The organism is Modestobacter sp. L9-4 (assembly GCF_019112525.1).
In the GTDB taxonomy this organism is placed as follows: Bacteria; Actinomycetota; Actinomycetes; order Mycobacteriales; family Geodermatophilaceae; genus Modestobacter.
Window position 1 is genome coordinate 3,958,538 of sequence record NZ_CP077800.1, and the last position, 16,827, is coordinate 3,975,364.

Genomic DNA, 16,827 nt, shown 5'->3' on the forward strand with positions numbered 1-16,827 from the left:
CGTGTCCGCCCCCGACCTCACCTCCTTCGCCGACCTCGGTCCGGCGCAGCTGGCCGCGGCGGTGATCGCCGTCTACCTGGTCGTGGGGGAGCCGTTCGTCGGGTACGTCCTGCACCGGCGCTTCGAGGGGCGGCTGCGGTCCGACCCGGCCGCCCGGCGGTCGTTCTACCGGCGGCTGCTGGTGCTCGAGTGGGGCCTGGCGGCGGTGACGCTGGTGGTGTGGCTGGCCGCCCCCCACGTCGGTGCCGCCGACGTGGGTCTCCGGCTGCCGACCGGTCTGCCGGGCCCGCTCACCTCGGTCGTCGTCGTCGCGCTGCTGGTGCTGGCGGTGCTGTCGGTCCGGGCGCTGCGGTCCGGGGCGCTGGCCGGGCCCCCGCCGGAGGCGCTGCGCCGCACCCGCCCCGGTGACGCCCGGCACGCCGAGCCGCCCGGCCACGCCGCGCTCGCGCTGCTGCCGCGCAGCACCGGTGAGCGCCGGCTGTTCGCGCTCGTCGGCGTCACCGCCGGGGTGTGCGAGGAGTGGCTGTACCGCGGCTTCTTCCTGGCCGTGGTCGCCGCGCTGGCCCCGGGGCTCCCCGCCCTCGTGCTCGTGCTGGTCGCCGGGGTGGCCTTCGGCCTGGCGCACGCCTACCAGGGGCCGACCGGGGTGCTGACCACCGGCGTGCTCGGCGCGCTGCTGGCCGGCGTGTACCTGTCCACCGGGTCGCTGTTGCTGCCGGTGCTGCTGCACGCCGCGATCGACCTGCGCTTCCTGCTCGTCCCCTCCTCCGCGCTGCCGTCCGCCTCCGTCGTCCCGGTCCGGTGAGCGGGCCGGGCGGGCTCCGGGACGTCGCGGTGCACCACGTCGCGGACGACGACCCACGGCCGGTGCGCGAGCGGCGCCGATGAGAATGGACCGCGTGAGCACCCCGGCCGCCCGCCTCGCCACGCCCGCCGACTGGCCGGAGGTGTCCGCGCTCCGGCAGCGGGTCTTCGTCGCCGAGCAGGGCGTGCCGGCCGAGCTGGAGCTCGACGAGCGCGACGCGGCCGCCGTCCACGCCCTGAGCCGGGACGACGCCGGTCGGGTGGCCGCCACCGGCCGGCTGCTGCCCGACGCCGCCGGCCCGGGGCGGGCGATCGTGGGACGGATGGCCGCCGACGCCAGCGTCCGGGGCCGTGGGCACGGGTCCGCGGTGCTCGCCGTCCTGGAGGCCGAGGCCGCCGCTCGGGGGCAGCGGGCGGTCGAGCTGCACGCCCAGGTGAGCGCCCGCGGCTTCTACGACCGGGCCGGCTACACGGCGGTGGGGGAGCAGTACGAGGAGGCCGGGATCACCCACGTGACGATGGTCAAGGAGCTCCCGGCGCGCTGACGGGCACGCCGGCCGCGAGACCGGGGTGACGATCGGCCAGGAGGCGCGACCGGGCCGTGACGGAGTGGTCCGGATCGCGGAGACACGTCCTGTCGGACCCTCGGCGTAGGACTGTCCAGGTGCGAGGATCGACAGGTGCCGACCTCGCGTCCGCACACCGCGCCAGCACCGAACGGCCTTCCCCGCCGGTCACCCAGAACGACCCGCCGCCCCTGACCACCCGCCGGTGGTCAGTCGGCCGCACGACCGTGAGGAGCACCACCCACCGTGAGCAGCACCCCCTCGTCCGACTCGTTCGCACACCTGCACGTGCACACCGAGTACTCGATGCTCGACGGGGCGGCGAAGCTGGGTGAGGTGACGAAGGCGGCGGCCGCCGAGGGCATGCCGGCGCTGGCGATGACCGACCACGGCAACGTGTTCGGCGCCTACGACTTCTACAAGCAGGCGAACGCCGCCGGGGTCAAGCCGATCATCGGCATGGAGGGCTACTACACGCCCGGCTCGCGCTTCGACCGCGCACCGTACGACTTCGGCGACAAGCTCATCGACGAAGAGGGCGACGGCGGCAACAACCGCGGCAAGGCCGCCTACACGCACATGACGATGCTGGCCCGCACCACCGAGGGGATGCACAACCTCTTCCGCATCTCCTCCATGGCCAGCCTCGAGGGCCAGTACCGCAAGCCGCGCTTCGACCGCGACCTGCTGGAGAAGCACGGCAAGGGCCTGATCGCCACCACCGGCTGCCCGTCGGGCGAGGTGAACATGTGGCTGCGCGCCGGCAAGTACGACAAGGCCGTCGCCGCCGCGGCCGACTTCCAGGACATCTTCGGCAAGGAGAACTTCTACGCCGAGGTCATGGACCACGGCCTGAACATCGAGAAGAAGACCCGGCCGGACCTGCTCAAGATCGCCAAGGACCTCGGCATCCCGCTGCTGGCCACCAACGACCTGCACTACACCCACCGTGAGGACGCCCAGGCCCATGATGCGCTGCTGTGCATCCAGACCGGGTCGCGGCTCAACGAGCCCAACCGCTTCAAGTTCAACGGCGACGGCTACTACCTGAAGTCCTCGGCCGAGATGCGCGCGCTGTTCAGCGAGCTCCCCGAGGCCTGCGACAACACCCTGGTCGTCGCCGAGCAGTGCGAGGTCCAGTTCACCGAGGGTGCGGACCTCATGCCGCGCTTCCCGCTGCCCGAGGGGGAGGACGAGACCTCCTGGTTCATCAAGGAGGTCGAGGCCGGGCTGCACAAGCGGTACCCCGCCGGCATCCCGGACGCCGTGCGCAAGCAGGCCGACTACGAGACCGGGATCATCGCCCAGATGGGCTTCCCGGGGTACTTCCTCGTGGTCGCGGACTTCATCAACTGGGCCAAGGACAACGGCATCCGGGTCGGCCCCGGCCGTGGCTCGGCCGCCGGCTCCATGGCCGCCTACGCCATGGGCATCACCGACCTGGACCCGCTGGCGCACGGGCTGTTCTTCGAGCGGTTCCTCAACCCCGAGCGCGTGTCCATGCCCGACGTCGACATCGACTTCGACGACCGGCGCCGCGGCGAGGTCATCCAGTACGTCTCGCAGAAGTACGGCGAGGAGCGGGTCAGCCAGATCGTCACCTACGGCACGATCAAGGCCAAGGCCGCGATCAAGGACGCCGCCCGGGTGCTCGACCGGCCCTACTCCGTCGGTGACGAGCTGACCAAGCTCATGCCCCCGGGCGTCATGGGCAAGGACATCCCGCTGTCGGGGATCTTCGACCCCAAGCACGACCGCTACAAGGAGGCCGCGGAGTTCCGCGCCCGCTACGAGTCCGACCCCGGTGCCGCCGAGGTCGTCGACCAGGCCCGCAAGCTCGAGGGCCTGAAGCGCCAGTGGGGCGTGCACGCCGCCGGCGTCATCATCGGCCGCTACCCGCTGATCGACAGCATCCCGATCATGCGGCGCGAGGCCGACGGCGCGATCATCACGCAGTTCGACTACCCGACCTGCGAGACGCTCGGCCTGCTCAAGATGGACTTCCTGGGCCTGCGCAACCTCACCGTCCTCGACGACGCGCTGCGCAACATCGTGATCAACGGCAAGGACCCGGTCGACCTCGACGAGATCAGCAAGGACCTCACCGACCCGGCCACGTACGCCCTGCTCTCCCGCGGCGACACCCTGGGCGTCTTCCAGTTCGACGGCGGCCCGATGCGGTCGCTGCTGCGGCTGATGCGCCCGGACAACTTCGAGGACATCTCCGCCGTCGGTGCCCTCTACCGGCCCGGCCCGATGGGTGCCAACTCGCACACCAACTACGCGCTGCGCAAGAACGGCCAGCAGGAGATCACCCCGATCCACCCGGAGCTGGCCGAGCCGCTCGCGGAGATCCTGGGCGGCACCTACGGCCTGATCGTGTACCAGGAGCAGGTCATGTCGATCGCGCAGAAGGTCGCCGGGTACTCCCTCGGCAAGGCCGACCTGCTGCGCCGCGCGATGGGCAAGAAGAAGAAGTCGGTCCTGGACGCCGAGTACGTCGGCTTCGAGGCCGGCATGAAGGCCAACGGCTTCTCCGCCGCGGCGGTCAAGACGCTCTGGGACATCCTGGTGCCCTTCGCCGACTACGCGTTCAACAAGGCGCACTCGGCGGCCTACGGCCTGATCTCCTACTGGACGGCCTACCTCAAGGCCAACTACCCGGCCGAGTACATGGCCGGGCTGCTCACCAGCGTCCAGGACGACAAGGAACGGCGGCCGGTCTACCTGGCCGAGTGCCGCCGGATGGGCATCAAGGTCCTCCCGCCCGACGTCAACCAGTCCTCCTGGGACTTCACCGCCGTCGGTGGCGACATCCGCTTCGGCCTGGCCTCGGTGCGCAACGTCGGGCACAACGTCGTCGCCTCGATCGTCAAGGCGCGCGAGGAGAAGGGCGCGTTCAAGGACTTCGCCGACTTCATGCGCAAGATCGACACGGTGGCCTGCAACAAGAAGGTCATCGAGTCGCTGGCCAAGGCCGGTGGCTTCGACTCCCTGGGCCACTCGCGGCAGGGCATCGCAGCGATCCACGCGCAGGCCGTCGACTCGGCGATGAGCCTCAAGCGCCGGGAGGCCGAGGGCCAGTTCGACCTCTTCGGCAGCTTCGGTGAGGACGACGGAGCGGGCATCGGTGACCCGCTCAGCGCCGCGCTGGACATCCCGATCCCCACCGCGGACTGGTCGAAGTCGGAGAAGCTGGTCTTCGAGCGCGACATGCTCGGCCTCTACGTCTCCGACCACCCGCTGCACGGCATCGAGCACGTCCTCACCTCGCACGCCGACACCTCGCTGGCCGAGATCCTGTCCGGCGGCGTGGAGGACGGCGCCAACGTGACCATCGCCGGCATCCTCACCGCGGTCGGGCCGCGCACCAACAAGCAGGGCGCGCCGTGGGCGATCGCCACGCTCGAGGACCTCGAGGCCGGCATCGAGGTGCTGTTCTTCCCCAAGACGTGGGCCGAGGTGTCGGAGAAGGTCGTCCGCGACCAGGTCATCGCGGTCAAGGGCCGGATCAGCCGCCGCGACGACACCCCGTCGCTGTTCGCCGCCGAGGTCACCATCCCGGAGATCACCGAGGGCCCCCGCGGCCCGGTGCTGGTCAGCCTGCCGGCGGCACGGTGCACGCCGCCGGTGGTGGAGCGGCTGCGCGAGGTGCTGGGCAGCCACCCGGGCACGACCGAGGTGCAGCTCAAGCTGCTCAACGGCGGCCGGGAGACGGTGCTGCGGCTGGACCAGGGGCTGCGGGTGCGGCCGAGCACGGCGCTGATGGGCGACATCAAGGCGCTGCTGGGCCCCACCAGCGTCGCCCTGCTGTGAGCCCGCGGCCGGTCCCCGTGCCCGGTCCGGGCGCCTCGCGAGGGCGTCCGGACCGGGGCCCGGGCGACCTGCCAGGGAGTTCCCCGGTGGCTGTGTCGACAATGGCCCGGTGACCGACCCCCGATCCGCCGGGCCGCTGCCCCCCTTCCCGGCGCGTCCCGGCTCCGCGGGCGGTCCGGACCCCGCTCCGGGGACCGACACCGAGCAGATCCCCACCGGCGACCCGCAGCCGTTCCCGGCCTCCGGTCCGCAGCCGTTCCCGGCGTCGGGTCCGCAGCCGTTCCCGGCGTCGGGTCCGCAGCCGTCCTCGGCCTCGGGTCCGCAGCCGTCCTCGGCCTCGGGTCCGCAGCCGTTCCCGGCCTCGGGTCCGCAGCCGTTCCCGGCGTCCGGGCCGCAGCCCGTGTCCGGGCCCGGGCAGCCGGCCTCGGCGGAGCCGTTCGGTGCCCACCCGTCAGGGGTCCCGCTGCCGGGTGCTCCGTCAGGTGCCGAGTCCCCGGGCGGTCAGCCCGGCGGGGTCGAGCCGGTCGGTGAGCCGGGGCCGCCGGTCCCGCCGTGGGCGCAGGCCCGCCGGGCGGGCGTCCCGGGGCTGCGGGGGAGCCGGCAGGACCTGCGGACCGGGCTGCTCACCGTGCTGGTGCTCGCCCTGTCCGGGCTGCCCGCGGGCGCGCTGTGGCTGTGGCTGGCGCCGCGGGCGGACTACCGGGTGACCGAGACCGACGTCGTCCCGGTCAGCGGGCTGCCCAACTCCGAGCTGTTCATGTCCGACGACGGCGTCTTCGTGCTCGTCCTGGCCGCGCTCGGGCTGCTGGCCGGGCTGGTGGTCTGGCGGCTGCGCAGCCGGCGGGGCGCACTGCTGCTGACCGCGCTGGCCACCGGGGTGCTCGCCGCCGGGGTGGTCGCCTGGCAGCTGGGCGCGTGGCTGGGCGCCGGTCCCACAGAGGCCGACCTGACCGAGGTGGGCCGCACGGTCACCACCGGGCTGGGGCTGCGGGCCACCGCCGCGCTCGCGGTCGGGCCGTTCCTGGCGGTGGTGGTCTACCTGGTGGCCGCCACCTACACCTCGCGTCAGGACCTGGGCCGCCCCGAGCCCGACGACCAGCCGCTGCGTCTCCCGCTCCCGCCGGTCCCGCCGCCGGCCACCTGACAGCCGAGGCCCTGGCCCCTCTGCCGGCCCCCTCGCAGGGCCCCGCCGCGAGCCCGCGAGTGGTGGGGGCGAGGGGGTCCCTCCTCAGTTCGAGGTCATCGGGGTGGCGAACTGCCGCAGCGGTACCGGGACGGCGCCCAGCGTGCGCAGCAGCGTGAGCTCCCGGCGCAGCAGCCGGGACTCCAGGGCCAGCCGGCGGCGGGTGGCCGACTCCGCCAGCAGCGCCTGCCGGTCCTCGGTGGTCAGCAGCGCCGCGGAGGCGACCAGGTAGGACAGCCCCCGGGCGTCGTCGGCGACCTCGCGCAGCAGCGCCGCCGTGCCGCCGAGCTCCCCGCCGTCCTCGTCGTCGTCGCCGAGCAGCTCGTCGGGGGTGAGCGCCTCGAGCACCTCCTCCGGCAGCCCGCCGACGTCCCCCGACTGGCGGATCGCCACGTCGGCGACGTACCGGGCGAACAGCTCGCGGACGTTGCCGGCGAGCACCCCCAGCGACCCGCGGGCCACCTCGCTGAGCACGTCCTCCGGCACGATCCCGGCCCCGGTGTCCGGGCCGGTGAGCCCGTCGGCGTCCCCGGCGGCGTCCTCGGCCGCCTCCTCCTCGCCCAGCCACTCGACCAGCGCCTGCAGGTAGGGCGGCTCACCGGGGCCGGAGGGCACCAGGACGTCGAGCAGCCGGAACCGCTCACCGCCGACGGCGACCAGCTGGTACCCGCCGTCGCGCTGCGGGGCGATCACCCGCACCACCGCGGTGCAGCCGACGTCGTACAGCGCCTCGGCGGGGGAGACCTGCTCGACCTCCCAGCCCTGCCGGATGGCCACCACCCCGAAGTGGCGCGGCTGGCCCTCGGGCAGGTCGGTGAGGTCGGCGACGAGCCGCCGGTAGCGGGGCTCGAAGATCTGCAGCGGCAGGACCACGCCGGGGAACAGCGGGGTCTCCAGCGGGAAGAGCGGGATGACCTCGCGGCCGCCTGCGCCCTCACCGTTCCCGCTCGCCGTCACGCCGGGAGCCTACGGCCAGCAGGACCGTCGTACCGGGCGTCTACCGTTTGGTCGTTCTGCTGCCCGTACCCGGAGGTGCTCCGTGCTGTCCCGCATCGACCTGCGAGGGTCCGCTCTGCCCGGGCCCCGTGAGCTCGCCCATCTGCTGCCGCGTGCCGGCACCGACATCGACGCGGTGCTCGCCACGGTCCGGCCGATCTGCGAGGACGTGCGGCTGCGCGGTGCGGAGGCGGTCCGGGAGATCACCGCGCGCCTCGACCGCGTCGACGTCCCCGACATGGCCGTGCCCCAGGCCGCCCTCGACGAGGCGCTGGCCGGCATCGACCCGACCGTGCGCGCCGCGCTGGAGGAGTCGATCCGCCGGGTGCGGATCGTGCACTCCGACCAGCGCCGCACCGACGTCACCACCCAGGTCGCCCGCGGCGGCACCGTCACCGAGCGCTGGCTCCCGGTGCGCCGCGTCGGGCTGTACGTGCCCGGTGGCCTCGCCCCGCTGCTGAGCTCGGTGGTGATGAACGTCGTCCCGGCCCAGATCGCCGGCGTGGAGTCCATCGCCGTGGCCAGCCCGCCGCAGCGCGACAACGGCGGCCTGCCCGACCCCGGCGTCCTGGCGGCGTGCGCGCTGCTCGGCGTCACCGAGGTCTACGCCGTCGGCGGTGCGCAGGCGATCGCCGTCTTCGGCTACGGCGCCGGTGCCTGCGAGCCGGTCGACCTGGTCACCGGCCCGGGCAACGTCTACGTCACCGCGGCCAAGCGGCTGCTGCGCGGCCTGATCGGCATCGACTCCGAGGCCGGCCCGACCGAGGTCGCCGTCCTCGCCGACGACACCGCCGACCCCGGGCACGTGGCCGCGGACCTGATCAGCCAGGCCGAGCACGACCCGCTGGCCGGCGCCGTCCTGGTCACCACCAGCGAGGAGCTCGCCGACGCCGTGCTCGCGCAGGTGCCCGCCCAGGTCGCGGCCACCAAGCACACCGAGCGGATCACCACCGCCCTCAACGGCACCCAGTCCGGCATCGTGCTGGTCGACGACCTCGACGCCGGCCTGGCCGTGGTCGACGCCTACGCCGCCGAGCACCTGGAGATCCAGACCCGCGACCCGCGCGAGGTGGCGATGCGGGTGCGCAACGCCGGTGCGGTCTTCGTCGGGCCATGGGCGCCGGTGTCGCTGGGCGACTACATCGCCGGGTCCAACCACGTGCTGCCCACCGGCGGCTGCGCCCGGCACTCCAGCGGGCTGAGCGTGCAGACCTTCCTGCGCGGCATCCACCTCGTGGAGTACGACGAGCAGGCCCTCGCCGAGGTCGCCGGGCACATCGACGCCCTGGCCCACGCCGAGGACCTGCCCGGGCACGCGGCCGCCGTCCGCGTCCGGCAGCGGCCGTGACCGGCCTGGAGGAGCTGCCGCTGCGCCCGGAGCTGCGGGGCAAGACCGCCTACGGGGCGCCCCAGCTGGCGGTCGCACACCAGCTCAACACCAACGAGAACCCCTACCCGCTGCCCGGCGGGCTGCTGGCCGACCTCGGCACGGCGCTGGCCGAGGCCTCCCGCGGGCTCAACCGGTACCCCGACCGCGACGCAGTCGCGCTGCGCACCGACCTCGCCACCTACCTGACCCACACCAGCGGGGAGCAGGTCGGCGTCGACCAGGTGTGGGCGGCCAACGGCTCCAACGAGGTGCTCCAGCAGCTGCTGCAGACCTTCGGCGGCGCGGACCGCACGGCGCTGGGCTTCACGCCGTCCTACTCGATGCACCCGATCATCGCCGGCAGCACGAGCACCGCCTGGGTCGACGGGCACCGGCGGGCGGACTTCACGATCGACACCGCCGCGGCGGTCGCCCAGGTGCGCGAGGTGCGCCCGGACGTCGTCTTCGTGACCAGCCCGAACAACCCGACCGGCACCGCGGTCGACCTGGACACCATCGCCGCGCTCTACGACGCGACCGACGGCGTGCTCGTGGTCGACGAGGCCTACACCGAGTTCGCCCGCACGGGCACCGTGTCCGCGCTGTCGCTGCTGCCCGGGCGTCCGCGCCTGGTGGTCAGCCGCACGATGAGCAAGGCGTTCGGCATGGCCGGGCTCCGGCTGGGCTACCTGGCCGCCGACCCCGCGGTGGTCCAGGCCGTGCAGCTGGTGCGCCTGCCCTACCACCTGAGCTCGCTCACCCAGGCCGCCGCCCGGGCCGCGCTGGCACACACCGACGAGCTGCTGGCCACCGTCGAGGCGGTGAAGGCCCAGCGCGACCGGATCGTCGCCGCACTGCCCTTGCTCGGCCTGACCAGCGTGCCCAGCGACGCCAACTTCGTGCTGTTCGGCCACTTCGCCGATGCCCCCGCGGCCTGGCAGGCGCTGCTCGACCGCGGCGTCCTGGTCCGCGACGTCGGCCTGCCCGGCTGGCTGCGGGTGACCGCCGGCACGCCGGAGGAGACCGACGCCTTCCTCACCGCCCTGGGTGAGGTGGCCCCGAGCCACCGCCTGGGAGACTGAGGCCATGAGCAGGACTGCACGCATCGAGCGGGCCACCAAGGAGACCACCCTCGTCGTCGAGGTCGACCTGGACGGCACGGGCACCTCGGACATCGCCACCGGGGTCGGGTTCTACGACCACATGCTCACCGCGCTGAGCAAGCACAGTGGCATCGACCTCACCGTGCGCGCCGACGGCGACCTGCACATCGACGCCCACCACACCGTCGAGGACGTCGCCATCGCGCTGGGCCAGGCCTTCGCCGAGGCCCTCGGCGACAAGCGCGGCATCACCCGTTACGGCGACGCGACCATCCCGATGGACGAGGTGCTGGTGCAGGCCGCGGTCGACCTGTCCGGCCGGCCCTACTTCGTGCACGCCGAGCCCGAGAACATGACGCCGATGATCGGGCCGGACTACCCGACGTCGCTGACCAAGCACGTGCTCGAGTCCTTCGCGTTCAACGCCAAGATCAGCCTGCACGTGCGGGTGCTCTACGCCGGCCGCGACGCCCACCACATCGTCGAGGGCCAGTTCAAGGCGCTCGCCCGGGCGCTGCGCACCGCCGTCGCGCTGGACCCGCGGGTCACCGACGTCCCCTCCACCAAGGGCGCGCTGTGAACTTCGGCATCGCCCTGCTGGTGGTCGGCGGGTTCTTCCTCGGCGGTGCCTTCAGCATCTTCCGGGCCGACTCCGACACCAAGGGCCGCACCACGGCGCAGCTGGTCTTCGCCGGCATCCTGCTGGTCGCGGCCCTGCTGGCCACGGTCAGCGGCATCCTCTACCTGGCGGGCTGACGGCCTCTCCGCACGGTCCACCAGCGACGTGCGAGTCGTGGACGGTCACCCGAGGCGGGCGGCGAAGTCCTCGGCGGTGCGCAGCTGCCGGCGCAGCGTCGCCACCCGCTCGGCGGCCTGCTCGCGGAAGGCGGCCAGCCGGGCCGGGTCGGCCCCCGGGCCGGCGTCGAGCAGGTCCAGCAGCTCGCGCATCTCCTCGAGGCTGAACCCCAGCGGCTTCATCTGCATGATCACCCGCAGCCGTTCCACGTCGTCCTCGACGTAGAGCCGGAAGCCGCCGTCCGAGCGCGCCGACGGGACGGCGAGGCCGACCTCCTCGTAGTACCGGATCGTGCGCAGCGACAGCCCGATCCGCTCGGCCACCTCACCGATCTGCATCCGCCCGGCGGTGGTCACTGCGCGCCGCCGAGCCTGCCGGCGAGCCGCTGGTGGTAGTGGCCGGTGACGTCGGTGAGCCCGGTGATCTCCAGGGTCTTGCCGCGGGCGGCGTACTTCTGACCCACCGCGTCGAGCACGGCGACCGACGAGGCGTCCCACACGTGCGCCGCGGAGAGGTCCAGGACGACGTGGTCGGGGTCGCCGGCGTAGTCGAAGCGGTCGACCAGCTCGTTGGCCGAGGCGAAGAACAGCGCCCCGCGGACGGCGTAGACGCGCTCGCCGTCGGGGCCGTCGGTGGGCGTGAGGGTGACCAGGTGGGCCACCCGGCGGGCGAAGAGCACGCAGGCGACGACCACACCGACCCCCACGCCGATCGCCAGGTTGCCGGTGACCACCACGACCACGACGGTGACGACCATGACGGCGGTCTCGCTGCGCGGCATCGACCGCGCGGTGCGCAGGCTGTGCCAGTCGAAGGTGGTGAGCGCGACGAACACCATCACCGCCACCAGCGCCGCCATCGGGATGGCCGCGACGACCGGGCTGAGCACCAGGACCAGGACCAGCAGGAAGACGCCGGCGAGGAAGGTCGACAGCCGGGTGCGGGCGCCGGCCCGGACGTTGATCATCGTCTGGCCGATCATGGCGCAGCCGCCCATCCCGCCGAAGAACCCGGCGGCCAGGTTGGCGACGCCCTGCCCGATCGACTCGCGGGTCTTGTCCGAGGGGGAGTCGGTGAGCTCGTCGACCAGCTTGGCGGTCATCAGCGACTCCATCAGCCCGACGAAGGCGATGGCCAGGGCGTAGGGCGCGATGATGCGCAGCGTCTCCAGGGTGAACGGGACGTCGGGCAGGCCCAGGCCGGGGAGGCTGTCGGGCAGCTCGCCCTGGTCGCCGACGGTGGGGACGTCGACGTGCGCGACGACGGTCACCACGGTCAGCACCACGATCGCGATGAGCGGCGCCGGGACGGCGGTGGTCAGCCGGGGCAGCAGCACGATCAGCGCCAGGCCGGCGGCGGCCAGCGGGTAGACCGGCCACGGGACGTCGGTGAGCTGCGGCAGCTGCGCGGTGAAGATGAGGATCGCCAGCGCGTTGACGAAGCCGACCATCACGCTGCGCGGCACGAACCGCATGACCTTCGCGACCCCGAGCAGCCCGAGGACCACCTGGAACACCCCGCCCAGCAGCACGGCGGCGATGAGGTGCTGCAGCCCGTGGTCGCGGACCAGCGGCGCGATGACCAGCGCGACGGCGCCGGCGGCGGCCGACACCATGGCCGGGCGGCCACCGGTGAACGCGATGGTCACGGCCATCACGAAGGAGGTGAAGAGCCCGACGCGGGGGTCGAGACCGGCGATGATCGAGAACGAGATGACCTCGGGGATCAGCGCGAGGGCGGTGACCAGGCCGGCGAGCACCTCGACGCGGGCGACCCGCGGGGATGCCCAGGCGGGCCGGCGCAGGGCCGGGCGGGGGAGTCGGGCAGGCAGTGCGGTGCTCATGGAGGCCGTTCGGTCGCGGTGGTCCGACCGCGACGCTGCGGGCTCGCCGCCGACCCTACCCTCACGTGAGAGGAGGGTTGCCGGCCGTCGGGGGCGTCGCAGGCATCGGGCAGGCTCGGGTGCGTGCCCACCGACGAGCAGCGGTTCCTCGACCTGGTCCTGGCCAACCCGACGGTCGCCGCGGTGCTGGAGCGGGCGCCGTCCCTGGGGGTGTCGGACTGGTGGCTGACCGCCGGCGTGCTGTTCCAGTCGGTCTGGAACGGGCTCACCGGCCGTGACCCGGGTGCCGGCGTCCGCGACGCCGACCTCTTCTACGTCGACCCGGACACCTCCTGGGAGGCCGAGGACGCCGTCATCCGCCGGGGCGGGGAGCTGTTCGCCGACCTGCCGGTGCCGGTGGAGATCCGCAACCAGGCCCGGGTCCACCTCTGGTACGCCGAGCGCTTCGGCGTCCCGGCGGCGGCGCCGTTCCGGGACTGCCGTGCGGCGATCGACGCCTTCGCCGCGGTCTGCTGCAGCTATGGGGTGACGGCCGGCGCCGACGGGCAGCCGGTGGTCTACGCGCCGTACGGCTACGCCGACCTGTTCGGCATGGTGGTGCGGCCGGGCGGCGGCCCGGCCCCCCGGGACGTCTACGAGGGCAAGGCCGCCCGCTGGCGCTCGGAGTGGCCGCAGCTCACAGTCCTGCCCTGGGAACACCCCGGGCCCCCGCGCGGCTGATGGGTAGCGTGGCAGCTGTGAAGAAGGTCGTCGTGCTGGACTACGGATCGGGCAACCTGCGGTCGGCGGAGCGTGCGCTGACCCGCGTGGGTGCCGACGTCACCGTCACCGCGGACGCCGACGCCGCGATGGAGGCCGACGGCCTCGTCGTCCCCGGTGTGGGCGCCTACGCCGCCTGCATGGACGGGCTGCGCGCCGTCGACGGACCGAAGGTGATCGGACGGCGGCTGGCCGGCGGGCGCCCGGTGCTCGGCATCTGCGTGGGCATGCAGGTGCTGTTCGAGCGCGGCGTCGAGCACGGCCAGGACACCGAGGGCTGCGGCGAGTGGCCGGGCGTGGTGGAGAAGCTCGAGTCGCCGGTGCTGCCGCACATGGGCTGGAACACCGTCGAGGCACCCGCCGGGTCGACGCTGTTCGCGGGCCTGGACGACCAGCGCTTCTACTTCGTGCACTCCTACGGCGTGCGCCGGTTCCCGCTCGCCGAGCCGGGTGTGACCGGACGGCTCACCCCGCCGGCGGTCACCTGGGCCGAGCACGGCGACCGCTTCGTCGCCGGGGTCGAGAACGGGCCGCTGTCGGCGACCCAGTTCCACCCGGAGAAGAGCGGCGACGCCGGTGCCCAGCTGCTCACCAACTGGCTCAACACCCTGGACTGACGACCTCCGTCACGAGGTCCAGCCACCTCCGCGACCGTCCCGCCGTGCCCCGACGCGGCCTGACGGTCGCCCAGGTGGCTGTACCCCCGGCACGGCCGGCGCGGGCCTCAGCTGCGCAGGTAGCTGGCGCCGTTGACGTCGATGATCGTGCCGGTGGAGAACGCCGCCTCCGGCGAGGCCAGCCACAGCACCGCCGCGGCGACCTCCTCCGGCCGCGCCACCCGGCCGTAGGGCGACTGCGCGCGGACGGCGTCCCCGCCGGGGCCGTCGAGCACCTCGCGGGCCATCTCGGTCTGCACGAAGCCCGGCGCCACGGTCCCGACGGAGATGCCGTGCGGCGCGAGTGCCAGCGCCATCGACTGCCCGAAGGCGTTGAGCCCGGCCTTGCTCGCCCCGTAGGCGGGGTTGTTCGGCTCGCCCCGGAACGCGCCCCGGCTGGAGACGTTCACGACCGCGCCGCCGCCGGCGGCGATGAGGTGCGGCAGCGCCCGGAACGTGGCGTTGGCCGGGCCGAGCAGGTTCACCGCCAGGGTCTGCTGCCAGGCGGCCTGCCAGTCGGCGTAGTCGGTCTCCAGCGGCGGGTGGGCGGTGAAGACCCCGGCGTTGTTGACCAGCACGTCCAGCCCGCCCAGGCCTGCCGCCGCCTCGTCGACCATCGCCCCGACGGCCTCGGGATCGGCGAGGTCGGCCTGAACGAGCACGTGCCCGGCGCCGGGGAGCTCGGCCAGCACCGCCTCGGCCCGCTCCCGCGAGCCACCGAAGTGGACCGCGACCCGGTCACCACGTGCGGCGAAGGCCAGCGCGATGGCGCGGCCGATCCCGCGGGAGGCACCGGTGACCAGGACAGCTCGGGACGTCTTCTCGTCGGGCACGCGGGGAGTCAACCAGTCACCACCGACCGCGGTGCACGACCTCCTCGACACCGCGGCGCCCGCGCTTGAGCGAGGGCGACCTCCGGTCCTCCGCGCCGGCGTAGCCGATCGACAGGCAGCCCACCGGCCGGTAGGCCCCCGGGACGCCGAACGCCGCCCGGAACCCCTCGACCCGCTCGGGCGGGACGCCGAAGAACGCCGCGGCCAGCCCCTCGTCGACCGCGGTGAGCAGCATCAGCAGCGAGGCCATGCCGGTGTCGACGTCCCAGTACGGGACCGGCCAGCGGGCCTCGTCGCGGTCGGTCCAGCCCTTGTCGGGCTCGGCGTAGCGGTCCAGGTAGGCGGCCTTGTGCGACAGCGGGACGACCAGCAGGGGAGCGCGGCGCATCCGGGTGAGCCAGCCGTCCGGCGTCCCGCCGTCGGTGGTCGCCGCCCAGAACCGGTCGCGTTCCTCGGCGGTCTCCAGCACCAGGAACGCCCAGCCCTGGCTGAACCCGGCCGAGGGGGCACGGATCGCGTGCTCCAGCAGCCGTTCCCGCACCTCGGCGGGCACGGGCCGGTCGGGGTCGTAGTCGCGCACCATCCGCCGGCGGCGGACGACGTCCCGGAACTCCATCCCGCCACCCTGTCACCCGGGTGCGACGGGTCAGCCGGCGCGGCCGAGCCGGGCGAGCACGCGGGTGGAGCGGGCCGCCGAGTCCGGGACCGCGAGCGCCGGGCCGCAGATGCCCTCCATGTGCAGCGCCGGTCCGAAGCCGTCGGCGCCGGCCTCGACGAGGTCCAGCTCGGCGTCGGTGAGGGCGGGGTCGGCACCGACGGCCCGGGCGAGGTCCCACCGGTGCACGACCATGTCCCAGACGTAGAACCGGGCGAACGCCTCGCCCACGGTGGTCGGCCCGAAGAAGCCGTCGAAGGCCCGGGCGGGCACGTCGTCGTCGGCGAGCGCGGCCGCCACCCGGGCGCTGTGCTCGCGCCAGGCGCCGGCCGGGTCGGCGGCGACGTCGGGCGCCTCGCCCAGGTCGACGCCGTGGGTGCCCAGGAAGTCCCGCTGGGTCGAGACCAGGTGGGCGACCACGTCGGCGGCGGTCCAGCCCGGGCAGGGTGACGGTGCGCCCCACCCCGACGGCGGGACGGCGTCCAGGAGCCGGCTCAGGGGAGCATCTGCTGTGGCGTGCAGTTCCGCGGTCGGGTTCACGGCCAGAACGTAGGAGCCTGCGGCAGGCTGGGTCTTGATGAAACCCGACAGCACCCCCTCGACCGACGCGGTCGAGCGTGCCCACCTCAAGGACCCCGGCGACGCCTCCCACGTGATGTACCGCTATCCGGCCGCCCCGGAGTTCGCCGACCTCCTCCAGCGCTTCTGGATCCCGGTGTGGTCGCTGCCGCCGGGGCAGGAGGCGCCGCAGCGGGTCCTGCAGTACCCCGTGTCGCTGATCGTGGTCGCCCACGACTACGCCCGCTTCTACGGCGTCGTCTCCGGGCTGTCGACGACCACGCTGACCGGCACCGGGTGGGCGGTCGGCGTGCTGTGCGCACCGGCCGCCGGGACGCTGCTGGCCCGCGGCTCGATGACCCGCTACACCGACCGGCACGTCGACGTCCGCGAGGTGCTGGGCCCCGCGGGGGAGGAGCTGGTCACCCGGGTGCGCTCCGCGATGGCCCCCGCCCCGTCCGACCCGGTGGCGCACGCCGCCGCCATGGCCGCCTTCGAGGACGCGCTGCGGCCGCTGCTGCCCGTGGACGAGGAGGGGCTGCTGGTCAACCGGGTCGTGGCGTTCGTCGAGTCCGACCGGGACGTCGTCCGGGTGGCCCAGGTGTGCGCGGAGTTCGACCTGCCCGAGCGGGCGCTGCAGCGGCTGGTGCACCGCCGGCTCGGCCTGACGCCCAAGTGGCTGATCCAGCGCCGGCGGCTGCAGGAGGCCGCCGAACGGCTGCGGACCGGCCCGGTCGACCTGGCCGAGCTCGCCGTGCAGCTGGGCTACGCCGACCAGCCGCACCTGACCCGCGACTTCGGCCAGGTGACCGGCATGACGCCCCGCCAGTTCGCCGACCGGCACGCGCCCGGGACGTGACGCGGGCCGCCCCCACGCAGTCCCTAGGCTG

Annotated in this window: 17 protein-coding genes; 11 read left to right on the forward strand and 6 right to left on the reverse strand. The window is 73.9% G+C overall.

The annotated features are described in order from the left end of the window. Position 1: 1 nt before the first annotated feature. The 4 genes from KUM42_RS18755 (at position 2) to KUM42_RS18770 (ending at position 6,330) form a co-directional block, all read left to right on the forward strand. The gene (locus tag KUM42_RS18755; RefSeq protein ID WP_237494032.1) at positions 2-805 is read left to right on the forward strand and encodes a CPBP family intramembrane glutamic endopeptidase; all 804 of its coding nucleotides are present in this window, start codon (positions 2-4) and stop codon (positions 803-805) included. A gap of 94 nt (positions 806-899) precedes the next feature. Further along, positions 900-1,349: a GNAT family N-acetyltransferase gene (locus tag KUM42_RS18760; RefSeq protein WP_237494033.1), complete on the forward strand. Its 450-nt coding sequence runs from the start codon at positions 900-902 to the stop codon at positions 1,347-1,349. 267 nt (positions 1,350-1,616) lie between these two features. After that, positions 1,617-5,186 (forward strand): DNA polymerase III subunit alpha, encoded by a 3,570-nt coding sequence (gene dnaE, locus KUM42_RS18765; protein WP_237494034.1) that lies wholly within the window; start codon positions 1,617-1,619, stop codon positions 5,184-5,186. A gap of 109 nt (positions 5,187-5,295) precedes the next feature. Next, entirely contained in the window at positions 5,296-6,330 is a 1,035-nt protein-coding gene (locus KUM42_RS18770) for a DUF2567 domain-containing protein (RefSeq protein WP_237494035.1), read from the forward strand. Positions 6,331-6,414: 84 nt separating this feature from the next. On the opposite strand, the gene KUM42_RS18775 is transcribed toward KUM42_RS18770, so the two are convergent. Further along, positions 6,415-7,326: an LON peptidase substrate-binding domain-containing protein gene (locus KUM42_RS18775; protein ID WP_237494036.1), complete on the reverse strand. Its 912-nt coding sequence runs from the start codon at positions 7,324-7,326 to the stop codon at positions 6,415-6,417. A gap of 82 nt (positions 7,327-7,408) precedes the next feature. Here KUM42_RS18775 and hisD point away from each other — a divergent pair, with 82 nt between their 5' ends. From hisD to KUM42_RS18795, 4 genes are read left to right on the forward strand one after another with little or no spacing between them, the layout of a single operon-like run. Beyond that, positions 7,409-8,713, forward strand: coding sequence for a histidinol dehydrogenase (hisD, locus tag KUM42_RS18780; protein WP_237494037.1), 1,305 nt, complete (start codon positions 7,409-7,411; stop codon positions 8,711-8,713). Continuing rightward, the gene (locus KUM42_RS18785; protein WP_237494038.1) at positions 8,710-9,816 is read left to right on the forward strand and encodes a histidinol-phosphate transaminase; all 1,107 of its coding nucleotides are present in this window, start codon (positions 8,710-8,712) and stop codon (positions 9,814-9,816) included. The genes hisD and KUM42_RS18785 overlap by 4 nt, the downstream gene beginning before the upstream one ends. Before the next feature lie 4 nt (positions 9,817-9,820). Next, entirely contained in the window at positions 9,821-10,417 is a 597-nt protein-coding gene (hisB, locus tag KUM42_RS18790) for an imidazoleglycerol-phosphate dehydratase HisB (protein WP_237494039.1), read from the forward strand. Further along, positions 10,414-10,593, forward strand: a complete 180-nt coding sequence (locus KUM42_RS18795; protein WP_237494040.1) for a hypothetical protein — start codon at positions 10,414-10,416, stop codon at positions 10,591-10,593. Before hisB ends, KUM42_RS18795 begins: the two co-directional genes overlap by 4 nt. 45 nt (positions 10,594-10,638) lie before the next feature. On the opposite strand, the gene KUM42_RS18800 is transcribed toward KUM42_RS18795, so the two are convergent. Both KUM42_RS18800 and KUM42_RS18805 read right to left on the reverse strand, forming a co-directional pair. Further along, positions 10,639-10,989 (reverse strand): MerR family transcriptional regulator, encoded by a 351-nt coding sequence (locus tag KUM42_RS18800; protein WP_237494041.1) that lies wholly within the window; start codon positions 10,987-10,989, stop codon positions 10,639-10,641. After that, positions 10,986-12,476, reverse strand: coding sequence for a SulP family inorganic anion transporter (locus tag KUM42_RS18805; RefSeq protein ID WP_237494042.1), 1,491 nt, complete (start codon positions 12,474-12,476; stop codon positions 10,986-10,988). Before KUM42_RS18805 ends, KUM42_RS18800 begins: the two co-directional genes overlap by 4 nt. A gap of 123 nt (positions 12,477-12,599) precedes the next feature. Between KUM42_RS18805 and KUM42_RS18810 the strand changes: the two genes are divergently transcribed. Both KUM42_RS18810 and hisH read left to right on the forward strand, forming a co-directional pair. Continuing rightward, complete coding sequence (locus tag KUM42_RS18810; RefSeq protein WP_237494043.1) at positions 12,600-13,196, forward strand: nucleotidyltransferase family protein; 597 nt, start codon at positions 12,600-12,602, stop codon at positions 13,194-13,196. 17 nt (positions 13,197-13,213) lie between these two features. Beyond that, positions 13,214-13,852: an imidazole glycerol phosphate synthase subunit HisH gene (hisH, locus tag KUM42_RS18815; RefSeq protein WP_237494044.1), complete on the forward strand. Its 639-nt coding sequence runs from the start codon at positions 13,214-13,216 to the stop codon at positions 13,850-13,852. Between the two features lie 107 nt (positions 13,853-13,959). Here hisH and KUM42_RS18820 read toward each other — a convergent pair whose 3' ends face one another. The 3 genes from KUM42_RS18820 to KUM42_RS18830 are packed head-to-tail and all read right to left on the reverse strand — an operon-like array spanning position 13,960 to position 15,919. Further along, on the reverse strand, positions 13,960-14,724 hold the full coding sequence (locus tag KUM42_RS18820; protein ID WP_237494045.1) for an SDR family NAD(P)-dependent oxidoreductase: 765 nt from the start codon (positions 14,722-14,724) through the stop codon (positions 13,960-13,962). Positions 14,725-14,740: 16 nt separating this feature from the next. Further along, positions 14,741-15,340 (reverse strand): nitroreductase family protein, encoded by a 600-nt coding sequence (locus tag KUM42_RS18825; RefSeq protein WP_237494046.1) that lies wholly within the window; start codon positions 15,338-15,340, stop codon positions 14,741-14,743. A 30-nt stretch (positions 15,341-15,370) separates the two neighbouring features. Further along, positions 15,371-15,919, reverse strand: coding sequence for a TIGR03086 family metal-binding protein (locus tag KUM42_RS18830; RefSeq protein ID WP_237494047.1), 549 nt, complete (start codon positions 15,917-15,919; stop codon positions 15,371-15,373). Between the two features lie 37 nt (positions 15,920-15,956). Between KUM42_RS18830 and KUM42_RS18835 the strand changes: the two genes are divergently transcribed. Beyond that, positions 15,957-16,796: an AraC family transcriptional regulator gene (locus tag KUM42_RS18835; protein ID WP_237494048.1), complete on the forward strand. Its 840-nt coding sequence runs from the start codon at positions 15,957-15,959 to the stop codon at positions 16,794-16,796. Positions 16,797-16,827 lie beyond the last annotated feature (31 nt).